The sequence below is a fragment of the Vibrio sp. 1CM7H genome (assembly GCF_023161645.1).
In the GTDB taxonomy this organism is placed as follows: Bacteria; Pseudomonadota; Gammaproteobacteria; order Enterobacterales; family Vibrionaceae; genus Vibrio; species Vibrio diabolicus.
This window is the reverse complement of sequence record NZ_JALNTV010000010.1, coordinates 35,464-62,449: the sequence shown is the minus strand read 5'-3', so window position 1 is coordinate 62,449 and position 26,986 is coordinate 35,464. Positions and strand designations below refer to the sequence as shown.

Here is a 26,986-nt window from a genome sequence, read left to right as displayed (position 1 = left end):
AAAGCGCCCAAGCGAACAAAATGGCGAGAAAAAAAGAAAACAGAAATAAAATGGCAAGCTTGATCAGGTTATTGGCAGTTAGCACCAGAAAAACCAAAGTCTTGGCAGAAAGTGGCGATTTTCATTGGTGGTTAAAACAAAAAAAGCAGCGATTTCTCGCTGCTTTTCCTATTAAGACAAGTTGTCGTTACACGTCTAAGTTCGCTACTTTCAGCGCGTTTTCTTCGATGAAGTTACGACGAGGTTCTACTTGGTCACCCATCAGTGTTGTGAACAATTGGTCTGCGCCTACCGCATCCTCAATCGTTACTTGCATCATGCGACGCGTTTCTGGGTCCATAGTCGTTTCCCACAGCTGATCTGGGTTCATCTCACCTAGACCTTTGTAACGCTGGCGGCTCAGACCACGCATTGACTCTTTAACCAACCAATCAAGCGCTTCTGCAAAGCTTGCTACTGGCATCGTACGCTCACCACGTTTGATGTACGCGCCTTCTTCCAGAAGCCCATCCAGTGCTTCTGATAGATCAGCTAATTTGCCGTACTCTTTCGAGTTTAGGAAATCGATGCTAATTGCATGTTCGTGCGTCACACCGTGAGTACGAACCACGATCTTAGGCAAGTTTAAGCCTAGTTCTTCGTGCTGCTCAACTTCGTAGCTGTATTGGCTCGCGCCCACTTCTTTCGCATTCAGCTGCTCAATAAGCTGCTTCGTCCACGCTTCAACAACTGATGCGTCATGGCATTGCTCGGGCGTTAGACGAGGAGTGTAAATCAACTCGTTTACCAAAGCACTTGGGTAACGACGGCTCATACGTTCCGCCAGTTTAATCCCCGCATTGTACTGTTGAACAAGCTTCTCTAGTGCTTCACCTGCCAATGCTGGTGCTTCTGCGTTTACGTGTAGCGATGCATTATCCAGAGCCAATGATACTTGGTATTGGTTCATCGCTTCTTCGTCTTTGATGTACTGCTCTTGTTTGCCTTTTTTCACTTTGTAAAGTGGTGGCTGAGCGATGTACACGTAACCACGCTCGATAAGCTCTGGCATTTGACGATAGAAGAAGGTCAATAGTAGCGTACGGATGTGCGAACCATCGACATCGGCATCGGTCATGATGATGATGTTGTGGTAACGCAGCTTGTCCGGGTTGTACTCGTCACGACCGATACCACAACCAAGTGCAGTGATCAGCGTTGCTACTTCTTGCGAAGACAGCATCTTGTCGAAACGTGCTTTTTCTACGTTAAGAATCTTACCTTTTAGCGGTAGGATTGCTTGGTTCTTACGGTTACGGCCTTGTTTTGCGGAGCCGCCTGCCGAATCACCCTCCACTATGTATAGTTCAGAGAGTGCCGGATCTTTTTCCTGACAGTCTGCAAGTTTACCTGGAAGGCCAGCTAGGTCTAGTGCACCTTTACGGCGCGTCATTTCACGAGCTTTACGCGCTGCTTCACGTGCACGTGCTGCATCGATGATTTTCGAACAAACCATCTTCGCTTCTGTCGGGTTCTCAATCAGGAACTCAGACAGTTTTTCACCCATTGCTGATTCAACCGCTGATTTCACTTCAGAAGAAACCAGTTTGTCTTTTGTTTGGCTTGAGAACTTAGGATCAGGCACTTTCACCGAAACAACCGCAGTTAGACCTTCACGCGCATCGTCGCCTGAAGTCGCTGTTTTTGCTTTCTTAGAGAAACCTTCTTTATCCATAAAGCTGTTCAATGTACGTGTTAACGCAGCACGGAAACCAGCAAGGTGAGTACCACCATCACGCTGTGGGATATTGTTGGTAAAACAGAAGATATTCTCTTGGAAACCATCGTTCCATTGCATCGCCACTTCAACTGAAATGCCGTCTTCACGCTCTGAGTTAAAGTGGAAGATTTTTTCGATGATTGGCGTTTTGTTGGTGTTTAGGTGATCAACGAACGCTTGAATACCACCTTCATACATGAAGTGATCATGTTTGTCCGCTTCACGCTCATCAACCAATTTGATCGACACACCAGAGTTCAGGAATGACAGTTCACGCAGGCGTTTCGCCAGAATGTCATAGTGGAACTCAGTGTTAGAGAAGGTCTCGGCACTTGGCCAGAAACGAATTTGTGTACCGGTTTTATCCGTATCACCCACAACAGCTAGTGGCGCTTGAGGCTCACCATGGCGGTAGGTTTGCGTATGGATATGGCCACCACGATGAATCGTCAGCTCAACTTTCTCAGATAGAGCGTTTACCACTGAAACACCTACCCCGTGAAGACCACCCGATACTTTGTATGAGTTATCGTCGAACTTACCACCCGCGTGAAGTACCGTCATGATTACTTCTGCTGCAGAGACATTTTCCTCTGAGTGGATTTCTGTTGGAATGCCACGACCATCATCGCTAACGGAAACCGAGTTATCCTCATGAATTGTCACAACGATGTCTTTACAGTGACCTGCCAACGCTTCATCAATTGAGTTATCCACCACCTCGAAAACCATGTGGTGAAGGCCGGTGCCGTCGTCCGTATCGCCGATGTACATTCCTGGACGCTTACGTACCGCATCCAGACCCTTCAGTACCTTAATACTCGATGAATCGTAATTTTCAGACATGAGTTTCTCTCTTCTAGTTTGACTCTATCCTGCCATGTTCCACATGAAACAATTTACCGTTATCGTCCAACATATCGGCGATTTGGCTTTCAGTGATAGAGCTTACAAATACTTGTGCGCCCGTCTCTTTTAAGCAGTCAGCAAGACGCTTGCGACGTTGGCTATCTAATTCCGACGCGAAGTCATCAATTAGGTAAATGCATTGTTTACCGGTCATCTCTGTCAGGTGTTGCCCTTGCGCGACACGCAATGCACACACCATGAGTTTTAATTGACCGCGTGACAGAACATCTTCAACGGGCGTTCCGTTCACTTTAATGCGCAAATCAGCTTTGTTTGGGCCACTAAAGGTGTATCCCAATGCCTGATCACGCTCAAAATTCTTTTCTAGTATCTCTTGGTATGGGGTGTCTTTATCCCAGCCACGATAATACTTCAATTGGATCTCAAATTCTGGCAAAAATGTCTGACAGATAGTTTCTGCGACGGTTTTCATCTGCTCGATGTAACTTGCTCGCCATTGGCTGATGTTTTCAGCCAACCCTGCCATTTCCTGATCCCAATAACTGAGCTCACGATAACTATTGGCGGTTTTCAACAGCGCGTTGCGCTGCTTGTTCAGGCGCTTGAACCTTCCCCATGCTTGATAAAAAGCGGGCTCGGTATGAAACACGCCCCAATCAATAAACGCGCGACGATGTTTAGGGCCATCTGTCAGTAAATCAAACCCTTCTGGGTGTATCAACTGCAGAGGCAGAACTTGTGCCAACTGCGCTAATTTTTGTCCAGATTGACCGCCTATTTTAACCTCTGTTGAGCCATCACGCTGCTTATTAATGCCGATAGGTAGCTCAAATTGATCCGAGTTCAAAAAACGACCATGAACAAACAGTTCGTCACACTCATTTTGTATCACTCGTCCGGTGAGAGAACTCTTGAATGAGCGGCCATGCCCGAGCAGGTAAACCGCTTCTAAGACACTGGTTTTACCGCTGCCGTTCGGCCCGATAAGAAAGTTAAAGCCTGCTGATAACTCAATATCACAGGCTTTAATGTTTCGAAACTGCTGAATGATGAGACGAGAAAGAGGCATTCAGTTGGCTTATAGACGAATTGGCATCACCACGTACATGGCACTGTCATCGTCGGCATTTTCAATCAATGCGCTAGCGTTAGCATCCGACATCGACACACGTACATTTTCACAACGCAACGTGTTCAGAACATCAAGCACATAGCTTACGTTAAAGCCGATTTCGATGGCGTCACCTTCAAAGGTCACATCAAGCATCTCTTCCGCTTCTTCTTGTTCTGGGTTATTCGCGGTTATGCGCATTTCAGTATCAGCTAGATTCACACGCACGCCACGGAATTTTTCGTTGGAAAGAATCGCAGCACGAGAAAAGGCTTGGCGCAACTCGTCACAACTTGCTATTAGGGTCTTATTGGTGCTCTGAGGCAATACGCGGCGGTAGTCAGGGAAACGACCATCAACCAACTTAGAGGTAAAAGTAAAGTTATTCACCTCAGCACGAACATTGGAGCTACCGATCTGAAGTACTACAGGTTGCTCTGGCGCGTCCATCAACTTCACTAATTCTTGCACACCTTTGCGTGGCACGATGATTTGCTTCTGCGCAAAATCCGCACCCAGCTGAGTTTGCGATACCGCCATACGGTGGCCGTCCGTCGCCACGCTGCGTAGCGTGGTACCGTCAATTTCAAACAACATGCCGTTGAGGTAGTAACGAACGTCTTGATTCGCCATCGAGAACTGAGTTTTGTCGATCAGCGTACGTAGATCGGCTTGGCTCAGTGATACTTCCACTTCACTTTGCCAATCTTCAATATTAGGGAAATCGTTCGCAGGAAGCGTTGCCAATGAGAAACGGCTGCGACCAGAGCGAACTTGTACGCGATCACCTTCTAATACAAATGTGATGATCGCATCGTCCGGTAAACCACGGCAGATATCGAGAAACTTACGCGAAGGAACGGTAATGCTGCCCGCTTCAAAATCACCTTCTAGCGTCACTTTGCTTACTAACTCTACTTCAAGATCGGTTGCCGTCATCGACAATACGTTCTCTTCTACTTTAAGAAGTAGGTTACCCAGGATTGGCAGAGTTGGTCGGCCACCTAAAGCGCCCGAAACCTGCTGTAGCGGTTTGATTAAATGACTACGTTCAATGGTAAATTTCATGCTTGGCTCTTTACGCTGTCAGCTCAATAAATGATTTGCTTAGAATACCGTTATTCTAACCGATTACGAGGACAGGGTGCGAATCAAGTTAGAGTAATCTTCTTTAATATCGTGGCTCTCTTCACGCAGCTGCTCAATCTTGCGACAAGCATGAAGTACGGTCGTATGATCGCGGCCCCCAAATGCATCACCGATTTCTGGCAAGCTGTGGTTGGTTAGTTCTTTTGCTAACGCCATGGCCAGCTGACGAGGACGCGCTACGGAACGAGAGCGACGTTTGGACAGCAAGTCCGCCACTTTTATCTTGTAGTATTCAGCAACCGTCTTTTGAATGTTGTCGATCGTCACCAGCTTCTCTTGTAGAGCAAGCAGATCGCGCAGCGCTTCACGCACAAAATCAATCGTGATTGGACGACCAGTGAAATTCGCATTAGCGATAACACGGTTCAGTGCACCTTCTAGCTCACGAACGTTCGAACGCAGACGCTTGGCAATAAAGAACGCCACTTCATCAGCAAGGTGGATTTGGTGATCTTCGGCTTTTTTCATCAAGATCGCCACACGCGTTTCAAGCTCAGGCGGCTCGATCGCAACAGTAAGACCCCAACCAAAGCGAGATTTAAGACGATCTTCAACGCCATTAATCTCTTTAGGATAACGGTCAGACGTTAAGATGATCTGCTGGTTACCTTCCAATAGTGCGTTGAAGGTATGGAAGAATTCTTCTTGCGAACGTTCTTTATTAGCAAAGAATTGGATGTCATCGATAAGGAGTGCATCCACACTGCGGTAGTAGCGTTTGAATTCTTCAATCGCATTGTTTTGCAGCGCTTTTACCATGTCTTGCACAAAACGCTCTGAGTGCATGTAGACCACTTTCGCGTTCGGGTTGTTATCCACAATCGCGTTACCCACCGCATGCAATAAGTGGGTTTTACCCAAACCCGTGCCGCCGTATAGGAATAGTGGGTTGTAAGCTGCACCTGGGTTATCCGATACCTGACGCGCCGCAGCCAAACCCAGTTGGTTCGACTTACCTTCAACAAAGTTGTCGAACTTGTGTTTTGGGTTCATGTTTGAGCGGTGATTGATCGCCGCAATCGCTTGAGCGTCGTCATCCCAGGTTTTGTGTACTGGCTTACGTGCCTGTAATTGCGCAGGTGCAGATGACTCCGCAGCCACATCTGCAGGCGTACGTGTCGGCGCTGGTTTTGGAGCAGAGACAGGTCGACTCCCCACTTCAAAGCGTAAGTTAGGAATGTCGCCACCACAGTATTCCTGTAGTAAACGAGTAATATTGTTCAGATACTTATCACGCACCCAGTCCAACACAAAGCGGTTTGGCGCGAATAGAGTGAGAGTATTGTCATTGAGCTCCGCTTGTAGCGGACGAACCCACATGCTGAATTCTGTAGCTGGTAGCTCTTCTTGAAGCTGCTGCAAACATTGCAGCCAAAGCGAAGATGACACGGTGCCCCCACTGAGTAATTGAATTATCGGAAAAGACTGGCAATTTTACCTGTTGATAACCAAGATCGCCAGTGATTGATCGACGATCCAGTGAATAAGATCCAAGTTATTCACAATTATTTCTGCAAACTTGATGAGATCAACACACCTTGCCCCAAATTTGCCCACACAACGATCCACAATTGGGCAAAATTCACAAGATCGAGTGATTGGTGATAAGTCTGTGTATTATTTTATTCCCAATGCTGATTTTGTCGATCATTTCCCCTGGTTCAGTTCGCATTTTCATCACATTTAACATTCTTCTTCTATTATCTAATAACTCACAGGTCTAGGTTATTGCTCTTGGTTATTTATTTAATTGAGCTAACTAACAGTAGTATTTCCAACCATAAAATTATGGAGATGTATTATGAAAAACTGGATTAAGGTTGCCGTTGCAGCCATTGCACTGTCGGCAGCAACCGTACAAGCCGCTACTGAAGTCAAAGTTGGTATGTCAGGTCGCTACTTCCCGTTTACTTTTGTAAAGCAAGATAAGCTACAAGGCTTTGAAGTCGACATGTGGGATGAAATCGGCAAACGCAACGATTACAAAATCGAATACGTAACCGCTAACTTCTCTGGTTTATTTGGTCTGCTAGAAACCGGTCGCATCGATACGATCTCCAACCAAATCACCATGACTGATGAGCGTAAAGCCAAATACCTATTTGCTGACCCTTACGTTGTAGATGGCGCACAAATTACCGTGCGTAAAGGCAACGACAGCATCAAAGGTGTTGACGATCTTGCGGGCAAAACCGTTGCTGTGAATCTAGGATCTAACTTCGAGCAACTGCTGCGTCAATACGACAAAGACGGCAAGATCAACATTAAAACGTACGACACAGGTATCGAACATGACGTGGCGCTCGGTCGTGCAGATGCATTTGTAATGGATCGTCTTTCTGCGTTAGAGCTGATTAAGAAAACCGGTCTTCCTTTGGAATTGGCGGGCGAACCGTTTGAAACCATTCAAAACGCATGGCCTTTCGTGGACAACGAGAAAGGTCGTAAGCTGCAAGAAGAAGTAAACAAAGCACTGGCTGAGATGCGCGCAGATGGTACAGTAGAGAAAATTTCCGTGAAGTGGTTTGGCGCTGACATCACGAAATAAGAACTCTTTGTACTTTAGGCCGCAAAGTGGTATCACTCTCGGACTAAAATAAACTTACGTAAAGGTGGAACTTGTTTTCCACCTTTTCTTTTCTCTAGCCTTTAGGTAAGCCGTATGGGATTTGACTTTAATTACATGTTGGAACTGCTGCCGATATTGCTGAAATATCTTGGCACTACCATGGAAATGGCGACATGGGGATTGGTGTTTTCACTGATTTTATCCGTCATTTTAGCCAATATTCGCGTATTTAAACTGCCAGTTCTGGATCAATTAAGCCAACTTTACATCAGCTTCTTCCGTGGCACCCCTCTCTTAGTTCAGCTTTTCCTGCTTTATTACGGCTTACCACAAATTTTCCCATTGATGGTGGGTATTGATGCCTTCTCAGCAGCGGTGATCGGTTTAACGCTGCACTTTGCCGCTTATATGGCGGAAAGTATTCGTGCCGCCATTATTGGTATTGATCGTAGCCAGATGGAAGCGAGCTTGTCGGTGGGTATGACAACATCTCAGGCGATGCGCCGAGTGATTTTACCTCAAGCAACGCGTGTCGCACTGCCTTCATTGATGAACTATTTCATCGATATGATCAAGTCAACGTCTCTCGCCTTCACGCTTGGTGTGGCCGAAATCATGGCGAAAGCACAGATGGAAGCCTCATCAAGTTTCCGTTTCTTTGAAGCTTTCCTTGCGGTTGCTCTTATTTACTGGGGAGTGGTGGTGATTCTGACTCGCGTACAAATCTGGGCAGAAGCAAAACTGAATAAGGCGTACGTACGATGATTAAGTTAGAAAATATTCACAAACGTTTTGGTGAGACTGAAGTACTGAAAGGCATCGACCTCGATATTCAGCAAGGTGAGATCATCGTGATTATCGGCTCAAGTGGTACGGGTAAATCAACCTTGCTGCGTACGGTGAACTTTCTAGAACAAGCAGATGAAGGTCGTATCACGATAGATGACATCTCCGTTGATACTCAAAAACACACTAAAGCCGAAGTATTAGCGCTGCGTCGTCGAACTGGCTTTGTGTTCCAAAACTATGCCCTGTTTGCCCATATGAATGCGCGCCAGAACATTGCCGAAGGTCTAGTGACCGTTCGAGGCTGGAAAAAAGCCGATGCTCTCAAACGAGCGCAACAAATTCTGGATGACATCGGCCTTGGGGATAAAGGCGATAGTTATCCAGCGGCATTGTCTGGCGGCCAACAACAACGTGTGGGTATCGGCCGAGCGATGGCGCTGCAACCAGAACTGCTGTTATTTGACGAACCAACTTCTGCGCTGGATCCTGAATGGGTCGGTGAAGTTCTCTCATTAATGAAGAAGTTAGCTAATCAGCATCAAACCATGCTGGTGGTGACGCACGAGATGCAATTCGCGAAAGAAGTCGCTGATAGAGTGATCTTCATGGCGGAAGGCAATATCGTTGAGCAAGGTTCTCCACAGGATATCTTCGATAATCCACAAGATCCTCGTTTGAAAAAATTCCTTAACCAAGTAGGAATAGAGTAACGATCAAGCATCAGGATCGATTGATCCTTGAGATTTTACTCACACTACGTATAATCGCCCGGCCGGAATTTCGTACTCATTGAGTCATTGACACATTATGTGAGTGTGATTACAATTCCGCCTCTTTGTTGAGAGGCGTCGGTTGTCCTTCTCTATATAAAGAGCTTCTTTATATAAGAAAGCAAATACCCACGCTGGGTTTAACAAGAACCTAAAACTACTGATCAGTAAAGGTAATTATCATGAAACGCACTTTTCAACCTACAGTTCTAAAGCGCAAGCGTACTCACGGCTTCCGTGCTCGCATGGCAACTAAGAACGGTCGTAAAGTTATCAACGCACGTCGTGCAAAAGGCCGTGCGCGCCTATCAAAATAATCGCTAGTTTATTTTGAACACGTACGCGTTTAATCGGGAGTTACGTTTGTTAACTCCCGAGCATTATCAAAACGTCTTCCAGCAAGCTCATCGAGCTGGCTCGCCTCATTTCACCATCATTGCTCGCAATAACAAACTTTCTCATCCACGATTAGGTTTAGCGGTTCCAAAAAAGCAAATCAAAACGGCTGTCGGTCGTAACCGATTTAAGCGTTTGGCTCGTGAAAGCTTTCGTAACAATCAACATCAGCTTCCAAACAAAGATTTTGTTGTGATTGCGAAGAAAAGCGCGCAAGATTTAAGCAATGAGGAAATTTTTAAGTTGTTTGATAAGCTATGGCAACGCCTGTCTCGCCCTTCACGTGGATAGCCATTGGGCTCGTTTATCTGTATCGCTGGTTTATCAGCCCTTTGATTGGTCCTCGTTGCCGGTTCACACCAACCTGTTCCACTTACGCGCTAGAAGCTTTGAGAGCTCACGGTTTTGTAAAAGGATGTTGGTTATCAGGCAAACGTCTATTAAAATGCCACCCTTTGAATGAAGGGGGGTATGACCCCGTTCCACCAGTCCAAAAACAAGACAGAGATAACTAACGATGGATTCTCAACGTAATATCCTGCTCATCGGTTTGGCCCTGGTTTCTTTTTTGCTGTTTCAACAATGGCAAGTTGCAAAGAATCCAGAACCTCAAGCAGTTGAACAGGCTCAATCAAGCAGCACTCTACCTGCACCATCTTTTGCTGATGAACTTGACCCAGTTCCTGGTCAACAGCAAGCTTCTGCAAAAACTATCACAGTAACGACTGATGTTTTAACTCTGTCGATCGACACCGTTGGTGGCGATGTGGTACATGCCAACCTTAACGAATACTCTGCTGAGTTAGATTCATCAGATTCCTTTGTTCTGCTTAAAGACGCTCAAGGTCACCAATTTATCGCTCAAAGCGGTCTAGTGGGTCCTCAAGGTATCGACTTGAGCAGCACAAATCGCCCTCACTACAACGTAAGTGCAGACAGCTTCACAATGGCTGACGGTCAAGATGAACTTCGCGTTCCGATGACATTCACTGCAAACGGCATCGAATACACCAAAACTTACATCTTTAAACGCGGCAGCTACGCGCTTAATGTTGAATACGATGTAGTGAACAACTCAGGCAACAACGCAACATTTGGTATGTACGCTCACCTACGTCAAAACCTAATGGACGATGGTGGCAGCATCACAATGCCTACTTACCGTGGTGGCGCATACTCAACAGAAGATACGCGTTACAAGAAGTACAGCTTTGATGATATGCAGGATCGCAACCTGTCTCTTAACCTAGCCGATGGCCAAGGTTGGGCAGCAATGATTCAGCACTACTTTGCCGCAGCTTGGATCCCACGTAACGAACCAGGTACTAACCTATACACTCGTGTAATTGGCAACCTAGGCGACATCGGCGTTCGTATGCCGAACAAAACTATCGCAACAGGCGATCAGGCTAAGTTTGAAGCAACACTTTGGGTTGGTCCAAAACTGCAAGATGAAATGGCAGAAGTGGCACCTAACCTAGACCTAGTAGTGGACTACGGCTGGTTATGGTTCATTGCGAAGCCTCTTCATATGTTGCTTTCATTCATCCAGAGCTTTGTTGGTAACTGGGGTGTGGCAATCATCTGTCTGACCTTCATCGTTCGTGGTGCAATGTACCCACTAACAAAAGCGCAATACACGTCTATGGCGAAAATGCGTATGCTACAGCCTAAGCTGCAAGCAATGCGTGAGCGTATCGGTGATGACCGTCAGCGCATGAGCCAAGAAATGATGGAACTGTACAAGAAAGAGAAAGTGAACCCACTCGGTGGCTGTTTACCTCTTATCCTACAGATGCCTATCTTCATCGCACTATACTGGGCGCTAATGGAATCGGTAGAGCTTCGTCACTCACCATTCTTTGGTTGGATTCACGACTTGTCAGCGCAGGACCCTTACTACATCCTGCCGCTATTGATGGGTGCGTCTATGTTCCTAATCCAGAAGATGAGCCCGACAACAGTAACGGATCCAATGCAGCAGAAGATCATGACCTTTATGCCGGTTATGTTTACCTTCTTCTTCTTGTTCTTCCCATCAGGTCTCGTTCTGTACTGGTTGGTGTCGAACATCGTAACGCTTATCCAGCAAACTCTGATCTACAAAGGGTTAGAGAAAAAAGGCTTACACAGCAAGTAACCTTTTAGGAAATGATTGAGAAAGGCGGCCAAAAGGTCGCCTTTTTGTTTTTGGCTGATTACAATTCAGCTAACTAAAGTTATGGCTCAATTTGAGCCCAGCTCAAAAGGCAAAATTATGACTACAGATACGATTGTCGCTCAAGCGACCGCGCCTGGTCGTGGCGGTGTCGGTATTATTCGAGTATCAGGCCCTAAAGCCAACCAAGTGGCGTTAGAAGTCACGGGTAAGACACTAAAGCCCCGCTATGCAGAGTACCTGCCATTTAAGTCAGAAGATGGCACTGTGCTTGATCAGGGCATCGCTCTGTACTTCCCTAACCCGCACTCATTTACAGGTGAAGACGTACTTGAGCTGCAAGGCCATGGCGGCCCCGTCGTGATGGATATGCTGATAAAACGCATTCTAGGTATTAATGGTATTCGAGCAGCTCGCCCTGGTGAGTTCTCTGAACGCGCGTTCCTGAACGATAAACTCGACCTCGCTCAAGCAGAAGCAATTGCAGACCTCATTGATGCAAGTTCTGAAGAAGCAGCAAAATCGGCGCTGCAATCCTTACAGGGCGCCTTTTCAGGGCGCATTAATACCTTAGTTGAGTCGCTGATTCATTTGCGTATCTATGTTGAGGCAGCCATCGACTTCCCAGAAGAAGAGATCGACTTTCTGGCCGACGGCAAAGTGGCTGGTGACCTACAAGCCATCATCGACAACCTAGATGCGGTGCGCAAAGAAGCCAACCAAGGCGCAATCATGCGTGAAGGGATGAAAGTCGTGATTGCTGGTCGTCCAAATGCGGGCAAATCAAGCCTACTGAACGCGCTATCAGGCAAAGAGTCTGCAATCGTAACCGACATCGCAGGTACCACGCGTGACGTCCTGCGTGAGCATATCCACATTGATGGTATGCCACTGCACATCATTGATACAGCAGGTCTGCGTGATGCCTCCGACGAAGTCGAGAAAATCGGTATTGAGCGCGCGTGGGATGAAATCGCTCAAGCAGACCGCGTCTTGTTCATGGTGGATGGCACCACAACCGATGCCACCGATCCGAAAGATATCTGGCCAGACTTTGTGGATCGCCTACCCGACAATATCGGCATAACCGTGATCCGAAACAAAGCGGATCAAACGGGTGAAGAAATGGGGATCTGCCACGTCAATAACCCTACCCTCATCCGCTTGTCAGCGAAAACTGGTGCAGGGGTTGAAGCTCTGCGTGAACACCTAAAAGAATGCATGGGCTTCTCAGGCAACAGTGAGGGTGGCTTTATGGCTCGTCGCCGTCACCTCGATGCGTTGGAACGCGCCGCACAGCACCTTCAAATAGGCCAGGAACAGCTTGAAGGCTATATGGCTGGTGAGATACTGGCAGAAGAGCTGCGCATCACCCAGCAGCATCTCAACGAGATTACCGGCGAGTTCAGTTCTGACGACTTACTGGGCCGAATCTTCTCTTCATTCTGTATCGGGAAGTAAATAATCGAACGCGCGGTGCTGAGCTTAACTCACACCGCGCTTCTTTTTGTACGGCAAGCCATCCATGAGCTTTAGCCGTCGCATTCAATAAGGAAGAAGTATGATCCACATTATTACAGGCAGCACGCTAGGTGGCGCAGAATACGTAGGGGATCACCTGAGTGATCTACTCAACGAGAATGGATTTGAAACAACGATCCACAATCAGCCATCCCTTGATGAGATCGAAAATCAAGGAACGTGGTTGGTGATCACCTCAACCCATGGGGCTGGTGAGTACCCTGATAATATTCAACCTTTTATCGCGGCATTACAAAATACCCCGCCGAAAATGACCGACGTAAAGTTCGCAGTGATTGCGATTGGTGATTCAAGCTATGATACGTTCTGCGCCGCTGGTCAACACGCTTATGATTTACTAGAGGACATTGGTGCCACACCGCTCGCTGATTGTCTTAAGATTGATGTACTGAGCCATGCAGTACCCGAAGACGCCGCTGAGGCATGGTTAAAAGAGAATATCGAACGCTTTTAAGCTCCCCGCTTTCCCTTCAACAGAGTCGAAATTCGGCTCTGTTTTCCCCAATGTGAATAACTCCCGTCAAATTATTTTGTTTAACTGCTCAAAAACCAACCAAACGAGCTGTGGATAACTACGATAAGATCCAGTGATTTTCCTTTAGTTATCCCAATAACAACTTTGATCAATTTCACCCCCTGTGTATAACTACTACTTTTGATCCCAGGTAATCCTCGATCTGATCCAATCATGATCACAAGATATGATCCAAAGAAGATCCATGATCTTGTTGATCATTTTTAGGTTATCCACAGAAACGGTCGATCCTAATAGTAGATCTAATAAAAGATCATATATATAGATCTTATATATATTTATCTTGAAGCTTAAAACGGATAAAACGAGAAAACGTTTTTCTCTGTGGCATAAAGCAGGTAAAATACTGCTCCTTTATCTGTCCATTAAATCCCTTTGAATACCTGAGGTCAGTTCATGCTTTATCACGAAAACTTTGACGTCATTGTTGTCGGTGGCGGACACGCAGGAACGGAAGCCGCGCTCGCATCTGCACGCACAGGACAAAAAACGCTTCTCCTTACCCATAACATCGATACATTAGGCCAGATGTCTTGTAACCCGGCGATTGGTGGTATTGGTAAAGGTCACTTAGTAAAAGAAGTGGATGCTATGGGCGGTTTGATGGCTGAAGCCATCGACCATGCAGGTATTCAATTCCGTACACTAAATGCCTCCAAAGGTCCTGCAGTTCGAGCGACTCGAGCTCAAGCGGATCGTGCTCTGTACAAAGCGTACGTCCGTAACGCATTAGAAAATGCACCTAACTTAACGCTGTTCCAGCAGTCAGTGGATGATCTGATTGTTGAGCAAGACCGCGCGGTTGGCGTGGTGACTCAAATGGGACTTCGCTTCCATGCGAAAGCCGTCGTACTAACGGTAGGTACGTTCCTTGGTGGTAAGATCCACATTGGCATGGAGAGCTCTTCAGGCGGACGTGCAGGAGATCCACCGTCGATCGCATTAGCGGATCGATTACGTGAACTGCCATTTCGTGTGGATCGTTTAAAAACGGGTACCCCACCGCGCATTGATGCTCGCACCGTTGATTTTTCAGTGCTTGAAGCTCAGCACGGTGATAACCCTACCCCTGTATTTTCATTCATGGGTAAACGCGAACAACACCCGCGTCAGATCCCATGTTTTATTACGCACACCAATGAGCAAACGCACGACGTGATCCGTAGCAACTTGGATCGCAGTCCGATGTACGCGGGTGTGATTGAAGGCATTGGTCCGCGTTACTGCCCGTCGATTGAAGACAAAGTGATGCGTTTTGCGGATAAAAATAGCCACCAAATCTTCATTGAGCCAGAAGGTTTAACGACGCACGAGCTATACCCTAACGGTATCTCGACTAGCTTGCCATTTGATGTGCAAGTACAAATCGTTCGCTCAATGAAAGGTTTTGAAAATGCGCATATCGTTCGTCCTGGTTATGCGATTGAATACGATTTCTTCGATCCACGTGATTTGAAGCAAACGTACGAAACCAAGTTTATTCATGGTCTGTTCTTTGCTGGTCAGATTAATGGTACGACTGGCTACGAAGAAGCCGCAGCGCAAGGCTTGATGGCCGGTCTAAACGCAAGCTTGTACAGCCAAGACAAAGAAGGCTGGAGCCCACGTCGTGACCAAGCTTACATGGGCGTATTGATTGATGATTTATCGACCATGGGTACCAAAGAACCGTACCGCATGTTCACTTCTCGTGCGGAATACCGCTTGTTGCTACGTGAAGATAACGCCGATTTACGTTTAACGGAAAAAGCACGCGAGTTAGGCTTGATTGACGATGTTCGTTGGGCTCGCTTTAACGAGAAACTCAATAACATGGAAACGGAACGTCAGCGTTTGAAATCAACGTGGATGAATCCGAAATCAGAAGGCGTTGATGAGCTGAACAAGCTGCTGAAAACCCCAATGGCACGTGAAGCGAGTGGTGAGGATCTTCTGCGTCGTCCAGAGATCACTTATTCGCAACTGACGCAACTTGAAGCGTTTGCTCCTGCACTTGAAGATCAGCAAGCGGCGGAGCAAGTTGAAATTCAAGTAAAATACGATGGTTACATCAAGCGTCAGCAGGAAGAGATCGAAAAATCATTGCGTCACGAAAATACCAAGTTACCTGCTGATTTGGATTACCGCGATGTAAAAGGTTTATCAAACGAAGTCGTTGCTAAATTGAGTGAGGCCAAACCAGAGAGCATCGGTATTGCATCGCGCATTTCTGGTATTACGCCTGCAGCAATCTCTATTCTTCTTGTTCACTTGAAAAAGCATGGTTTGCTGAAGAAAGGTGAGGAAGAATAAAATGAGCGCATTGCGAACAAAACTGGATTCACTGATCGCGAAAACCGATTTAGAAGTGTCAGAGCAACAAAGAGAGCAATTGGTCGGTTACGTCGAACTGCTCGACAAGTGGAACAAAGCGTACAACTTAACGTCGGTGCGCGATCCGCTTGATATGTTAGTGAAACATATTCTTGATAGCATCGTGGTGAGCACACACCTGCCCGGTGAGCGCTTTATTGATGTTGGTACTGGTCCGGGCTTACCGGGCATACCTTTGGCAATCATGAACCCTGAGAAGACCTTCTTCTTGCTCGACAGTCTTGGCAAACGCATCCGTTTTATCAAGCAAGTCGTGCACACATTAGGGCTGAAAAACGTGACACCAATTCAAAGTCGCGTCGAAGAATTCCAACCTGAAGAAAAATTTGATGGCGTTTTGAGTCGAGCTTTTGCTTCAATGACAGACATGGTGGAATGGTGCCACCATTTGCCGAAACAAGAGCATGGGGTGTTTCTAGCGCTGAAAGGACAGCACCCTAAAGATGAAATGGATCAGCTTCCTGAATGGTGCAGTGTGACAGAGATCATATCTTTAGCTGTTCCTGAGTTGGAAGGTGATCGTCATCTAGTAATCTTATCGCGCAAGGAAAATTAGCGAGGTAATCGTGGGTAAAATTGTAGCAATCGCCAACCAGAAAGGTGGGGTCGGTAAAACAACAACGTGCATTAACTTAGCGGCTTCGATGGCGGCAACAAAGCGCAAGGTTTTGGTGATCGATCTCGACCCGCAAGGCAATGCTACGATGGCCAGTGGCGTGGATAAGTATATGGTCGATGCCACCGCATACGATCTTTTGGTCGAAGATACACCGTTCGATCAAGTCGTATGTACCCAAACCACAGGGAAGTATGATTTGATCGCGGCGAACGGTGACGTAACCGCAGCAGAGATCAAATTGATGGAAGTGTTCGCTCGCGAAGTGCGTTTAAAAAATGCATTGTCGTCAGTTCGCGATAACTATGATTTCATCTTTATTGATTGTCCTCCTTCTCTAAACCTTCTTACAATCAATGCGATGGCGGCAGCTGATTCTGTGCTGGTGCCGATGCAATGTGAATACTTTGCCTTAGAAGGTTTAACTGCTCTTATGGACACAATCAGCAAGTTAGCGGCTGTGGTTAATGAAAACCTCAAAATCGAAGGTTTACTGCGTACTATGTACGACCCGCGCAATCGCCTATCGAATGAAGTGTCCGATCAACTTAAAAAACACTTTGGCAATAAAGTTTACCGTACCGTCATTCCGCGTAATGTGCGTTTGGCCGAAGCGCCAAGTCACGGTAAACCAGCGATGTACTACGATAAGTACTCTGCAGGGGCCAAAGCGTATCTTGCTCTAGCGGGCGAAATGCTCCGCCGCGAAGAAATCCCAGTTTAACTCTAACCTAAGGAATTCAACCCCATGTCTAAGCGTGGTCTCGGAAAAGGACTGGATGCGTTATTGTCGACCAGTTCGTTTGCTCGTGAAAAACAGCATATTGCATCGCATAGCCAGGAATTATCGGCAGACGGTGAGTTAACCGATTTAGCGATTGGTCAATTGCAACCGGGCGTATACCAACCGCGTAAAGATATGGCGCCTGAAGCGCTCGAAGAATTAGCGGCTTCGATTCAGTCACAAGGCATTATTCAGCCAATCGTGGTTCGCCAGGTTGAAAGCGGCCAGTTTGAGATCATCGCTGGTGAGCGCCGCTGGCGTGCGGCAAGGCAGGCTGGTTTAAAACGTGTGCCGTGTTTGGTGAAGAAAGTCGAAGATCGCGCGGCGATTGCCATGGCGTTGATTGAGAACATTCAACGTGAAGACTTGAATGTGATTGAAGAAGCACAAGCGCTTGAGCGCTTACAAGACGAATTTACGCTTACGCATCAACAAGTCGCAGAAGTGATTGGTAAGTCGAGAACGACGGTCAGTAACTTGTTACGCTTAAACCAGCTTGAGTCCGATGTGAAAAGCTTGGTTGCGGATAAATTGCTAGAAATGGGTCATGCGCGAGCGTTATTGGCCTTGCAGGGTGAGCAGCAGGTTGAGGTTGCTCAACAAGTCGCGAAAAAGCAAATGACTGTTCGCCAAACCGAACAGTTAGTAAAAAAGTGCTTAGCCCCACAAAATGAGCAAAAAGGGCAACAAGAAGATACCGAAGCTGAGCAAATGTCGCATAAATTGAGTCAGCTGCTTGATGCAAAAGTTTCTCTGACCCGTTCTGCAAACGGAAAAGCGAAATTGACGATAAGTATTGATGAGCCTCACAAATTGGACCAACTAATTGCCAAGCTTGAGGCCTAGATGAGATAATTGATTTAGGTCAATTAATCTAATTAATCGAATTTTGTGCGAAAGTTGTCGTTTTGTAAACAAAACTGTAAGTTTTTGATGCAATCGAATTGCTTTACGTTGAACTGAACGTATAATTTTCGCCAATTTCCCAGCACAGAGAGTTTAGTGCGAAGTGGATATTACTAGAGGTACGAATACATGGTAGCTGCGTTAGCTAGACCAGGACGAGAGCTCGCAAGGCAATTGTTAATGATCCAGTCTGGCGCGGTTATTTTTGTGGCAGCAGGAATGGCGGTAGCCATAAATCCTGACTGGGGATTTTCAGCGCTGATTGGCGGAGGCATTTTTGTTGTTGCCAATGCAGTATTCGCGCTGTGTGCTTTCATGTTTAGTGGGGCTCGCGCTGCCAAGCGCATCGCGGCTTCCTTCTATACGGGTGAAGTACTGAAAATTCTCATCACGGTTGCACTGTTCTATGTTGCCTACATGTATATGCAGGTGGAACTTGTTCCCCTCAAACTAACCTATTTGCTGGTACTAGGTATTAATATCTGTGCACCAGTGCTATTCATTAACAACAAAAAATAGGATGAGTTATGGCTGCGCCAGGTGAAGCGCTAACATCGTCCGGTTACATTGCCCACCACCTTTCTAACCTATCGCTGTATAAGTTGGGTTTAGTAGGGTCGGAGACAAGTTTCTGGAACGTACATATCGATAGCCTGTTTTTTTCTTGGTTTACTGGTTTAATCTTCCTCGGAATTTTTTACAAAGTAGCGAAGAGAACAACAGCGGGTGTACCGGGTAAGCTTCAGTGTGCTGTAGAAATGATCGTTGAATTTGTCGCCGATAACGTCAAAGACACGTTCCATGGACGCAACCCACTGATCGCGCCTTTAGCACTGACTATCTTTTGTTGGGTATTTTTGATGAACGTGATGGACTTAGTTCCTATCGACTTCTTACCGTACCCAGCAGAACATTGGCTAGGTATCCCTTACCTTAAGGTTGTACCGTCTGCTGATGTGAATATCACCATGGCTATGGCTCTAGGCGTTTTTGCATTGATGATTTACTACAGCATCAAAGTGAAAGGTCTAGGTGGATTCGCAAAAGAACTTGCACTACATCCATTCAATCACCCACTTATGATTCCGTTTAACCTACTGATTGAAGTGGTATCGCTACTGGCGAAACCTCTATCACTTGGTATGCGTCTATTCGGTAACATGTTCGCGGGTGAGGTTGTATTCATTCTTTGTGCGGCAATGCTACCATGGTACTTACAATGGATGGGTTCACTACCGTGGGCAATCTTCCATATCTTGGTTATTACGATTCAAGCCTTCGTATTCATGATGTTGACAATTGTTTACCTGTCAATGGCACACGAAGATCCTGATCATTAATTTTTTTAAAGCTTTTTATTTGGGCACTAAGCCAACAACTATAAATTGGAGATAGTAATGGAAACTTTACTGAGCTTTTCTGCAATCGCCGTAGGTATTATCGTCGGTCTTGCTTCTCTTGGTACAGCGATTGGTTTCGCACTGCTAGGTGGTAAATTCCTAGAAGGTGCTGCACGTCAACCAGAAATGGCTCCTATGCTACAAGTTAAGATGTTCATCATCGCGGGTCTACTTGATGCGGTTCCAATGATCGGTATCGTAATCGCGCTACTATTCACTTTCGCAAACCCATTCGTTGGTCAACTAGGTTAATCACCTTTAACTCGGGACGAGCGATTAGCGCTTGTCACTGATTAACACTAAGTCCAAATAGAGGGGTAGCTGTTGTGAACATAAACGCAACTCTGCTAGGTCAAGCAATCTCGTTTGCACTATTTGTGTGGTTCTGCATGAAGTATGTATGGCCACCATTGATGAAAGCGATCGAAGAGCGTCAGAAGAAAATTGCTGATGGCCTTCAAGCAGCAGAACGTGCTGCGAAAGACTTGGATCTAGCACAAGCCAACGCTTCTGATCAATTGAAAGAAGCGAAGCGCACAGCAACTGAGATCATCGAACAAGCGAACAAGCGCAAGTCTCAAATTCTTGATGAAGCTCGCGAGGAAGCTCAGGCAGAACGCCAGAAAATCCTAGCGCAAGCAGAAGCAGAACTTGAAGCTGAACGCAATCGTGCGCGCGATGACCTGCGCAAACAAGTTGCTACTCTGGCTGTAGCTGGTGCTGAGAAAATCCTTGAGCGTTCAATCGATAAAGATGCGCAAAAAGATATTCTCGACAACATTACTGCAAAACTTTAAGTCTGGGGGCGCATATGTCTGATTTGACTACTATCGCACGCCCCTATGCTAAAGCAGCCTTCGACTTTGCTTTAGAGAAAGACCAGTTGGACCAATGGGGCCAAATGTTATCTTTTGCTGCTGAAGTGGCCAAAAACGAACAAATGAACGAACTTCTAACCGGTTCGGTTTCTGCTGATAAAATGGCAGAGATTTTTGTTGCAGTTTGCGGCGAACAAGTTGATACGCACGGTCAAAACCTTTTGAAGGTGATGGCTGAGAATGGTCGTTTAGCGGCCCTTCCTGATGTTTGCACAGAGTTTTACACTCTGAAGAAAGAGCATGAGAAAGAAATCGATGTTGAAGTCATTTCAGCTACAGAACTTTCTGATGAGCAACTTGCAAACATTGGCAGCAAACTTGAAAAGCGTCTTGAACGCAAAGTGAAGCTGAATTGCAGTGTAGATGAGACCCTACTTGGTGGGGTTATTATTCGAGCCGGAGACCTAGTCATCGATGACTCAGCGCGTGGTCGTTTGAACCGCCTGAGCGATGCATTGCAGTCTTAATGGGGATTGGAGCATGCAACTTAATTCCACGGAAATTAGCGATCTAATCAAACAACGTATCGAATCTTTCGAAGTTGTTAGTGAAGCTCGCAACGAGGGTACTATCGTATCGGTAAGCGATGGTATCATCCGCATCCACGGCCTAGCGGACGTGATGCAAGGTGAAATGATTGAATTACCGGGTGGCCGTTATGCACTGGCACTTAACCTTGAGCGTGACTCGGTTGGTGCGGTTGTAATGGGCCCATATGCTGACCTTAAGGAAGGCATGAAAGTTACAGGTACTGGCCGCATTCTTGAAGTGCCAGTTGGTCCAGAACTACTAGGCCGCGTAGTAAACACGCTGGGTGAGCCTATCGATGGTAAAGGTCCAATCGAAGCGAAAATGACTTCGCCTGTAGAAGTGATCGCACCAGGTGTAATCGACCGTAAATCGGTAGACCAACCTGTGCAAACTGGTTATAAGTCAGTTGACTCAATGATCCCAATCGGTCGTGGTCAGCGTGAGCTTATTATCGGTGACCGTCAGATTGGTAAAACAGCACTGGCGATCGACGCGATCATCAACCAGAAAGACTCTGGTATTTTCTCTATCTACGTAGCAATTGGTCAGAAAGCATCGACTATCGCTAACGTAGTTCGCAAACTAGAAGAGCACGGCGCACTACAAAACACGATCGTTGTAGTTGCATCAGCTTCTGAATCTGCAGCGCTGCAATACCTAGCGCCATACGCAGGTTGTGCGATGGGTGAATACTTCCGCGATCGCGGTGAAGACGCACTGATTGTTTACGATGACCTATCTAAGCAAGCGGTAGCTTACCGTCAGATCTCTCTACTACTTAAACGTCCACCAGGCCGTGAGGCATTCCCAGGTGACGTATTCTACTTACACTCGCGTCTACTAGAGCGTGCAGCTCGTGTAAACGAAGAGTACGTAGAACGTTTCACTAACGGTGAAGTGAAAGGTAAGACTGGTTCATTGACTGCTCTTCCTATCATCGAAACTCAAGCAGGTGACGTTTCAGCATTCGTACCGACTAACGTAATCTCGATTACCGATGGTCAGATCTTCCTACAAACTGAGCTATTCAACGCCGGTGTTCGTCCAGCTGTTGACCCAGGTATCTCAGTATCTCGTGTAGGTGGTTCAGCTCAGACGAAAATCATCAAGAAACTATCAGGTGGTATCCGTACAGCACTAGCTGCGTACCGCGAACTAGCTGCATTTGCTCAGTTCTCTTCTGACCTTGATGAAGCAACGAAGAAACAGCTAGACCATGGTCAAAAAGTAACAGAACTAATGAAGCAGAAGCAGTACGCTCCAATGTCTGTATTTGACCAAGCTCTAACTATCTTCGCGGCAGAGCGCGGTTACCTTGATGATGTAGAACTTAACAAAGTTCTAGATTTCGAGGCGGCTCTACTATCGTACGCTCGCGGTCAATACGCTGAACTAGCAGCTGAGATCGACAAGTCTGGCGCTTACAACGATGAAATCGAAGCTCAGTTGAAGAAACTGACTGACGACTTCAAAGCAACCCAAACTTGGTAATTAGGTCGGTGGCAGTTTCTGCCACCAACTAACGGAGAGTAACGATGGCCGGCGCAAAAGAGATACGTAATAAAATCGGTAGTGTTAAAAGCACGCAGAAAATTACGAAAGCGATGGAAATGGTAGCAGCTTCAAAAATGCGTCGTTCTCAAGATGCAATGGAAGCTTCTCGTCCATACGCTGAAACAATGCGTAAAGTGATCGGTCATGTGGCTAACGCAAACCTAGAGTACCGTCATCCGTACCTAGAAGAGCGTGAAGCTAAACGTGTTGGTTACATCATCGTTTCGACAGACCGTGGTCTGTGTGGTGGTTTGAACATTAACGTGTTCAAAAAAGCCGTTACAGACATGCAAGCATGGAGAGAGAAAGGTGCTGAGATTGAGCTTGCCGTTGTTGGCTCAAAAGCAACAGCTTTCTTTAAACATGGTGGCGCAAAAGTTGCGGCACAGGTTTCTGGCCTGGGTGATAACCCAAGCTTAGAAGACCTAATCGGTTCTGTTGGCGTAATGCTGAAGAAATACGATGAAGGTGAACTGGACCGTCTATACGTAGTGTTCAACAAATTTGTGAATACTATGGTTCAGCAACCAACGATCGATCAATTGCTACCTTTGCCTAAATCGGACAGCGAAGAGATGCAGCGTGAGCACTCATGGGACTACATCTATGAGCCTGAGCCAAAACCTCTACTGGATACGCTACTAGTGCGTTACGTAGAGTCTCAGGTATACCAAGGTGTGGTTGAGAACCTTGCTTGTGAACAAGCGGCTCGAATGATTGCGATGAAGGCTGCAACGGATAACGCAACCAACTTGATTGACGATTTGGAACTTGTGTACAACAAAGCCCGTCAGGCTGCGATCACACAAGAACTATCGGAAATCGTTGGTGGTGCAGCTGCGGTTTAAGCTTAGGTAAAACGAAATAGTTTAGAGGATTAACGATGGCTACAGGTAAGATCGTACAGATCATCGGTGCGGTAGTCGACGTAGAGTTCCCACAGAGCAATGTACCTAGTGTATATGACGCTCTAAACGTAACGGACTCAAAAGAGCGTCTAGTTCTTGAAGTTCAACAACAGCTAGGCGGTGGCGTAGTTCGTTGTATCGTAATGGGTAGCTCTGATGGTTTACGTCGTGGAGTTGAAGTGGTTAACACTGGCGCTCCAATTTCAGTACCAGTCGGTACTAAAACTCTAGGTCGTATCATGAACGTCCTAGGTGACGCGATTGATGAGCGTGGTGAAGTGGGCGCGGAAGAGGTTTACTCTATCCACCGCAGCGCACCAAGCTACGAAGAACAATCAAACGAGATCGCACTTCTAGAAACGGGCGTTAAAGTAATCGACCTAATTTGTCCATTCGCTAAGGGTGGTAAAATCGGTCTATTCGGTGGTGCAGGTGTAGGTAAGACCGTTAACATGATGGAACTTATCAACAACATCGCACTACAGCACTCAGGTCTATCCGTATTTGCGGGTGTTGGTGAGCGTACTCGCGAAGGTAACGATTTCTACTACGAGATGCAGGAAGCGGGCGTTGTAAACGTTGAGAAGCCTGAAGAATCGAAAGTAGCGATGGTTTACGGTCAGATGAACGAGCCACCAGGTAACCGTCTACGTGTTGCACTGACTGGTCTAACAATGGCAGAACGTTTCCGTGACGAAGGTCGTGACGTACTACTGTTCATTGATAACATCTACCGTTACACACTTGCAGGTACAGAGGTATCGGCACTGCTAGGTCGTATGCCTTCTGCGGTAGGTTACCAGCCAACTCTTGCAGAAGAGATGGGTGTACTTCAGGAGCGTATCACGTCAACGAAATCAGGTTCTATCACGTCTGTACAGGCGGTATACGTACCTGCGGATGACTTGACTGACCCGTCTCCAGCAACAACGTTCGCGCACTTGGATGCAACGGTTGTACTTAACCGTAACATCGCTGCAATGGGTCTATACCCTGCGATCGACCCACTAGATTCAACATCTCGTATGCTTGATCCACTAGTAGTTGGTCGAGATCACTACGAAGTTGCTCGTGGCGTTCAGCAGACACTTCAGCGCTACAAAGAGCTGAAAGACATCATTGCTATCCTAGGTATGGACGAGCTATCTGAAGAAGATAAGCAAGTTGTATCTCGTGCACGTAAGATTGAGCGTTTCCTAACTCAGCCTTACCACGTAGCAGAAGTATTTACAGGTGACCCTGGTATTTACGTACCTCTAAAAGAGACTCTACGTGGCTTTAAAGGTCTACTAGCTGGTGAATACGACGACATTCCTGAGCAGGCATTCATGTACTGCGGTAGCATCGACGATGCTATTGAGAATGCGAAGAAGCTATAAGGCTAACTAGGAGGCGATATGGCAGCAATAACCTTTCACCTAGACGTAGTAAGCGCTGAGAAGAAAATCTTCTCTGGTCGTGTTGAAACGTTTCAGGTGACCGGTAGCGAAGGTGAACTTGGTATTTTCCATGGTCACACACCGCTGCTGACCGCTATCAAGCCTGGTATGGTGCGTATTGTGAAACAGCACGGCCACGAAGAAATCATTTATGTTTCTGGTGGTATGGTAGAGATTCAGCCTGGTACAGCGACTGTACTGGCTGATACCGCTATCCGTGGTGAAGAGCTAGACGCAGCGAAGGCAGAAGAAGCCAAGCGCCGCGCTGAGGAGCAAATCCAGAATCAGCATGGTGACATGGACTTCGCACAAGCGGCCAGTGAACTGGCTAAAGCCATTGCTCAGCTACGAGTTATCGAGCTGACAAAAAAGCGTCGCTAAGCTCAATTAGCAACGTTGCATGACAAAAGGCGGCCAAATGGTCGCCTTTTTGATTAATTTTAGTTGGAAATTTACCTTACTCCATTAACTATTTTAAAAGAGCTGTTTAAAATAACGGCCAATTAACATAAAACGTCAATAGGTTATCAATGAAATTCAGTGCTGTGATTCTTGCTGCGGGTAAAGGTACCCGTATGCATTCGAACATGCCTAAAGTGCTACACACTTTGGCAGGGAAGCCAATGGCAAAACATGTGATTGATACATGTACTGGTCTTGGTGCACAAAATATTCACTTAGTATTTGGTCACGGTGGTGATCAAATGCAAACCACTCTTGCTGAAGAGCCAGTAAACTGGGTGCTGCAAGCGGATCAGTTGGGAACTGGCCATGCGGTTGACCAAGCATCTCCTCGCTTTGAAGATGATGAGAAAATCCTCGTGCTTTATGGTGATGTGCCATTAATCTCAGCCGAAACCATCGAGAATTTGTTGGATGCTCAACCAACTGGTGGTATTGCACTGCTTACAGTGATGCTTGATAACCCAACAGGTTATGGTCGTATTATTCGTAAAAATGGTCCTGTTGTTGCGATTGTTGAGCAAAAAGACGCAACGGAAGAACAAAAACAAATTAAAGAGATCAACACTGGCGTGATGGTTGCGACTGGTGGGGATCTTAAGCGTTGGTTGTCTGGCTTAAACAATAACAACGCGCAAGGCGAGTACTACCTAACTGACGTTATTGCAGCCGCACACGATGAAGGTCGCGCCGTCGAGGCAGTACACCCAGTAAACGCGATTGAAGTGGAAGGGGTCAACGACCGTGCTCAACTGGCTCGTCTAGAGCGTGCCTTCCAATCAATGCAAGCTCAGAAGCTACTAGAGCAAGGTGTGATGCTACGCGACCCAGCACGCTTTGATTTGCGTGGTGAGTTGCAGTGCGGTATGGACTGTGAAATTGACGTGAATGTTATCATTGAAGGTAAAGTATCACTCGGTGATAACGTGGTTATCGGTGCTGGCTGTGTACTGAAAGATTGCGAAATCGACGACAACACCATCGTTCGCCCTTACAGTGTGATTGAAGGTGCAACGGTTGGTGAAGAATGTACCGTTGGTCCATTTACTCGCCTTCGTCCTGGTGCTGAGATGCGTAACGATTCCCATGTGGGTAACTTCGTAGAAGTTAAAAATGCGCGTATCGGAGAAGGGTCAAAAGCGAACCACCTAACTTACCTTGGTGATGCTGAAATCGGTCAACGTACGAACATCGGTGCCGGTACGATTACTTGTAACTACGATGGTGCGAACAAGTTTAAAACCATCATCGGTAATGATGTATTTGTTGGTTCTGATAGTCAGCTGGTGGCTCCTGTCACTATCGCTGATGGCGCAACCATCGGTGCAGGCACGACGCTGACAAAAGATGTTGAAGAAGGCGAGTTAGTGATTACTCGCGTCAAAGAGCGCAAAATTAATGGCTGGCAACGCCCTGTAAAACAGAAATAAGCAGTACCTGCACTCTGTCGCTATATTGTCAAAGCCGCTCAACAAGAGCGGCTTTGT

27 protein-coding genes are annotated in these 26,986 nt (G+C 46.6%); 23 read left to right on the top strand and 4 right to left on the bottom strand.

Annotated elements, in window-relative coordinates; genetic code table 11:
- Window positions 1-187 precede the first annotated feature (187 nt).
- From gyrB to dnaA, 4 genes are all read right to left on the bottom strand, one after another.
- Window positions 188-2,605, bottom strand: a complete 2,418-nt coding sequence (gyrB, locus tag MSG33_RS21340; protein WP_005394109.1) for a DNA topoisomerase (ATP-hydrolyzing) subunit B — start codon at window positions 2,603-2,605, stop codon at window positions 188-190.
- Window positions 2,606-2,618: 13 nt separating this feature from the next.
- Complete coding sequence (gene recF / locus MSG33_RS21335; RefSeq protein WP_248382035.1) at window positions 2,619-3,698, bottom strand: DNA replication/repair protein RecF; 1,080 nt, start codon at window positions 3,696-3,698, stop codon at window positions 2,619-2,621.
- A gap of 9 nt (window positions 3,699-3,707) precedes the next feature.
- Window positions 3,708-4,808, bottom strand: coding sequence for a DNA polymerase III subunit beta (gene dnaN / locus MSG33_RS21330; protein WP_005394106.1), 1,101 nt, complete (start codon window positions 4,806-4,808; stop codon window positions 3,708-3,710).
- Between the two features lie 63 nt (window positions 4,809-4,871).
- Window positions 4,872-6,278, bottom strand: a complete 1,407-nt coding sequence (gene dnaA / locus MSG33_RS21325) for a chromosomal replication initiator protein DnaA (RefSeq protein ID WP_005378835.1) — start codon at window positions 6,276-6,278, stop codon at window positions 4,872-4,874.
- A 412-nt stretch (window positions 6,279-6,690) separates the two neighbouring features.
- Between dnaA and MSG33_RS21320 the strand changes: the two genes are divergently transcribed.
- The 23 genes from MSG33_RS21320 (at window position 6,691) to glmU (ending at window position 26,929) form a co-directional block, all read left to right on the top strand.
- The gene (locus MSG33_RS21320) at window positions 6,691-7,437 is read left to right on the top strand and encodes an amino acid ABC transporter substrate-binding protein (protein ID WP_005378831.1); all 747 of its coding nucleotides are present in this window, start codon (window positions 6,691-6,693) and stop codon (window positions 7,435-7,437) included.
- A 114-nt stretch (window positions 7,438-7,551) separates the two neighbouring features.
- Window positions 7,552-8,223: an amino acid ABC transporter permease gene (locus MSG33_RS21315; protein WP_005378829.1), complete on the top strand. Its 672-nt coding sequence runs from the start codon at window positions 7,552-7,554 to the stop codon at window positions 8,221-8,223.
- Entirely contained in the window at window positions 8,220-8,957 is a 738-nt protein-coding gene (locus tag MSG33_RS21310) for an amino acid ABC transporter ATP-binding protein (RefSeq protein ID WP_182037149.1), read from the top strand. The genes MSG33_RS21315 and MSG33_RS21310 overlap by 4 nt, the downstream gene beginning before the upstream one ends.
- Window positions 8,958-9,199: 242 nt before the next feature.
- Window positions 9,200-9,334 (top strand): 50S ribosomal protein L34, encoded by a 135-nt coding sequence (gene rpmH, locus MSG33_RS21305; protein ID WP_005378825.1) that lies wholly within the window; start codon window positions 9,200-9,202, stop codon window positions 9,332-9,334.
- A gap of 46 nt (window positions 9,335-9,380) precedes the next feature.
- Entirely contained in the window at window positions 9,381-9,704 is a 324-nt protein-coding gene (gene rnpA, locus MSG33_RS21300; protein ID WP_005394102.1) for a ribonuclease P protein component, read from the top strand.
- The gene (yidD, locus tag MSG33_RS21295) at window positions 9,671-9,928 is read left to right on the top strand and encodes a membrane protein insertion efficiency factor YidD (RefSeq protein ID WP_005378822.1); all 258 of its coding nucleotides are present in this window, start codon (window positions 9,671-9,673) and stop codon (window positions 9,926-9,928) included. The genes rnpA and yidD overlap by 34 nt, the downstream gene beginning before the upstream one ends.
- A 2-nt stretch (window positions 9,929-9,930) precedes the next feature.
- Entirely contained in the window at window positions 9,931-11,553 is a 1,623-nt protein-coding gene (yidC, locus tag MSG33_RS21290; RefSeq protein ID WP_005383834.1) for a membrane protein insertase YidC, read from the top strand.
- A 117-nt stretch (window positions 11,554-11,670) separates the two neighbouring features.
- Window positions 11,671-13,032, top strand: a complete 1,362-nt coding sequence (gene mnmE / locus MSG33_RS21285; protein WP_104969982.1) for a tRNA uridine-5-carboxymethylaminomethyl(34) synthesis GTPase MnmE — start codon at window positions 11,671-11,673, stop codon at window positions 13,030-13,032.
- Window positions 13,033-13,132: 100 nt separating this feature from the next.
- Window positions 13,133-13,567 carry an FMN-binding protein MioC gene (gene mioC / locus MSG33_RS21280; protein ID WP_005394096.1) on the top strand — a complete coding sequence of 145 codons (435 nt, stop codon included), beginning with the start codon at window positions 13,133-13,135 and terminating at the stop codon, window positions 13,565-13,567.
- Window positions 13,568-14,044: 477 nt separating this feature from the next.
- Window positions 14,045-15,940, top strand: coding sequence for a tRNA uridine-5-carboxymethylaminomethyl(34) synthesis enzyme MnmG (gene mnmG, locus MSG33_RS21275; protein WP_047010278.1), 1,896 nt, complete (start codon window positions 14,045-14,047; stop codon window positions 15,938-15,940).
- A 1-nt stretch (window position 15,941) separates the two neighbouring features.
- On the top strand, window positions 15,942-16,577 hold the full coding sequence (gene rsmG / locus MSG33_RS21270) for a 16S rRNA (guanine(527)-N(7))-methyltransferase RsmG (RefSeq protein ID WP_005394093.1): 636 nt from the start codon (window positions 15,942-15,944) through the stop codon (window positions 16,575-16,577).
- A 10-nt stretch (window positions 16,578-16,587) separates the two neighbouring features.
- Entirely contained in the window at window positions 16,588-17,361 is a 774-nt protein-coding gene (locus tag MSG33_RS21265; protein WP_005383838.1) for a ParA family protein, read from the top strand.
- A gap of 24 nt (window positions 17,362-17,385) precedes the next feature.
- Window positions 17,386-18,267, top strand: coding sequence for a ParB/RepB/Spo0J family partition protein (locus MSG33_RS21260; protein WP_164667034.1), 882 nt, complete (start codon window positions 17,386-17,388; stop codon window positions 18,265-18,267).
- Between the two features lie 189 nt (window positions 18,268-18,456).
- The gene (locus MSG33_RS21255; RefSeq protein ID WP_005378921.1) at window positions 18,457-18,846 is read left to right on the top strand and encodes a F0F1 ATP synthase subunit I; all 390 of its coding nucleotides are present in this window, start codon (window positions 18,457-18,459) and stop codon (window positions 18,844-18,846) included.
- Window positions 18,847-18,854: 8 nt separating this feature from the next.
- Window positions 18,855-19,667, top strand: a complete 813-nt coding sequence (gene atpB / locus MSG33_RS21250) for a F0F1 ATP synthase subunit A (protein ID WP_005378922.1) — start codon at window positions 18,855-18,857, stop codon at window positions 19,665-19,667.
- 57 nt (window positions 19,668-19,724) lie between these two features.
- Complete coding sequence (atpE, locus tag MSG33_RS21245; RefSeq protein WP_002540812.1) at window positions 19,725-19,979, top strand: F0F1 ATP synthase subunit C; 255 nt, start codon at window positions 19,725-19,727, stop codon at window positions 19,977-19,979.
- Window positions 19,980-20,053: 74 nt separating this feature from the next.
- Window positions 20,054-20,524, top strand: coding sequence for a F0F1 ATP synthase subunit B (atpF, locus tag MSG33_RS21240; RefSeq protein WP_031780375.1), 471 nt, complete (start codon window positions 20,054-20,056; stop codon window positions 20,522-20,524).
- Between the two features lie 14 nt (window positions 20,525-20,538).
- Window positions 20,539-21,072 (top strand): F0F1 ATP synthase subunit delta, encoded by a 534-nt coding sequence (gene atpH, locus MSG33_RS21235; protein ID WP_005394085.1) that lies wholly within the window; start codon window positions 20,539-20,541, stop codon window positions 21,070-21,072.
- 13 nt (window positions 21,073-21,085) lie between these two features.
- Window positions 21,086-22,627: a F0F1 ATP synthase subunit alpha gene (atpA, locus tag MSG33_RS21230; RefSeq protein WP_005394084.1), complete on the top strand. Its 1,542-nt coding sequence runs from the start codon at window positions 21,086-21,088 to the stop codon at window positions 22,625-22,627.
- A 44-nt stretch (window positions 22,628-22,671) separates the two neighbouring features.
- A complete protein-coding gene (gene atpG / locus MSG33_RS21225; RefSeq protein WP_005394082.1) occupies window positions 22,672-23,538 on the top strand; it encodes a F0F1 ATP synthase subunit gamma in 867 nt (288 codons plus the stop codon).
- Between the two features lie 35 nt (window positions 23,539-23,573).
- Window positions 23,574-24,977, top strand: a complete 1,404-nt coding sequence (gene atpD / locus MSG33_RS21220) for a F0F1 ATP synthase subunit beta (RefSeq protein ID WP_248382033.1) — start codon at window positions 23,574-23,576, stop codon at window positions 24,975-24,977.
- Between the two features lie 18 nt (window positions 24,978-24,995).
- Window positions 24,996-25,418: a F0F1 ATP synthase subunit epsilon gene (locus MSG33_RS21215; protein ID WP_005378937.1), complete on the top strand. Its 423-nt coding sequence runs from the start codon at window positions 24,996-24,998 to the stop codon at window positions 25,416-25,418.
- A gap of 149 nt (window positions 25,419-25,567) precedes the next feature.
- Window positions 25,568-26,929: a bifunctional UDP-N-acetylglucosamine diphosphorylase/glucosamine-1-phosphate N-acetyltransferase GlmU gene (gene glmU, locus MSG33_RS21210; protein ID WP_005394079.1), complete on the top strand. Its 1,362-nt coding sequence runs from the start codon at window positions 25,568-25,570 to the stop codon at window positions 26,927-26,929.
- Window positions 26,930-26,986 lie beyond the last annotated feature (57 nt).

Excerpts from the sequence above, each read along its gene's own strand:
- gyrB (WP_005394109.1), bottom strand. The coding sequence starts at position 2,605 with ATGTCTGAAAATTACGATTCATCGAGTATTAAGGTACTGAAGGGTCTG.
- recF (WP_248382035.1), bottom strand. The coding sequence starts at position 3,698 with ATGCCTCTTTCTCGTCTCATCATTCAGCAGTTTCGAAACATTAAAGCC.
- dnaN (WP_005394106.1), bottom strand. The coding sequence starts at position 4,808 with ATGAAATTTACCATTGAACGTAGTCATTTAATCAAACCGCTACAGCAG.
- MSG33_RS21320 (WP_005378831.1), top strand. The coding sequence starts at position 6,691 with ATGAAAAACTGGATTAAGGTTGCCGTTGCAGCCATTGCACTGTCGGCA.
- MSG33_RS21315 (WP_005378829.1), top strand. The coding sequence starts at position 7,552 with ATGGGATTTGACTTTAATTACATGTTGGAACTGCTGCCGATATTGCTG.
- MSG33_RS21310 (WP_182037149.1), top strand. The coding sequence starts at position 8,220 with ATGATTAAGTTAGAAAATATTCACAAACGTTTTGGTGAGACTGAAGTA.
- rpmH (WP_005378825.1), top strand. The coding sequence starts at position 9,200 with ATGAAACGCACTTTTCAACCTACAGTTCTAAAGCGCAAGCGTACTCAC.
- yidD (WP_005378822.1), top strand. The coding sequence starts at position 9,671 with ATGGCAACGCCTGTCTCGCCCTTCACGTGGATAGCCATTGGGCTCGTT.
- yidC (WP_005383834.1), top strand. The coding sequence starts at position 9,931 with ATGGATTCTCAACGTAATATCCTGCTCATCGGTTTGGCCCTGGTTTCT.
- mnmE (WP_104969982.1), top strand. The coding sequence starts at position 11,671 with ATGACTACAGATACGATTGTCGCTCAAGCGACCGCGCCTGGTCGTGGC.
- mioC (WP_005394096.1), top strand. The coding sequence starts at position 13,133 with ATGATCCACATTATTACAGGCAGCACGCTAGGTGGCGCAGAATACGTA.
- mnmG (WP_047010278.1), top strand. The coding sequence starts at position 14,045 with ATGCTTTATCACGAAAACTTTGACGTCATTGTTGTCGGTGGCGGACAC.
- rsmG (WP_005394093.1), top strand. The coding sequence starts at position 15,942 with ATGAGCGCATTGCGAACAAAACTGGATTCACTGATCGCGAAAACCGAT.
- MSG33_RS21260 (WP_164667034.1), top strand. The coding sequence starts at position 17,386 with ATGTCTAAGCGTGGTCTCGGAAAAGGACTGGATGCGTTATTGTCGACC.
- MSG33_RS21255 (WP_005378921.1), top strand. The coding sequence starts at position 18,457 with ATGGTAGCTGCGTTAGCTAGACCAGGACGAGAGCTCGCAAGGCAATTG.
- atpB (WP_005378922.1), top strand. The coding sequence starts at position 18,855 with ATGGCTGCGCCAGGTGAAGCGCTAACATCGTCCGGTTACATTGCCCAC.
- atpE (WP_002540812.1), top strand. The coding sequence starts at position 19,725 with ATGGAAACTTTACTGAGCTTTTCTGCAATCGCCGTAGGTATTATCGTC.
- atpH (WP_005394085.1), top strand. The coding sequence starts at position 20,539 with ATGTCTGATTTGACTACTATCGCACGCCCCTATGCTAAAGCAGCCTTC.
- atpA (WP_005394084.1), top strand. The coding sequence starts at position 21,086 with ATGCAACTTAATTCCACGGAAATTAGCGATCTAATCAAACAACGTATC.
- atpG (WP_005394082.1), top strand. The coding sequence starts at position 22,672 with ATGGCCGGCGCAAAAGAGATACGTAATAAAATCGGTAGTGTTAAAAGC.
- atpD (WP_248382033.1), top strand. The coding sequence starts at position 23,574 with ATGGCTACAGGTAAGATCGTACAGATCATCGGTGCGGTAGTCGACGTA.
- MSG33_RS21215 (WP_005378937.1), top strand. The coding sequence starts at position 24,996 with ATGGCAGCAATAACCTTTCACCTAGACGTAGTAAGCGCTGAGAAGAAA.
- glmU (WP_005394079.1), top strand. The coding sequence starts at position 25,568 with ATGAAATTCAGTGCTGTGATTCTTGCTGCGGGTAAAGGTACCCGTATG.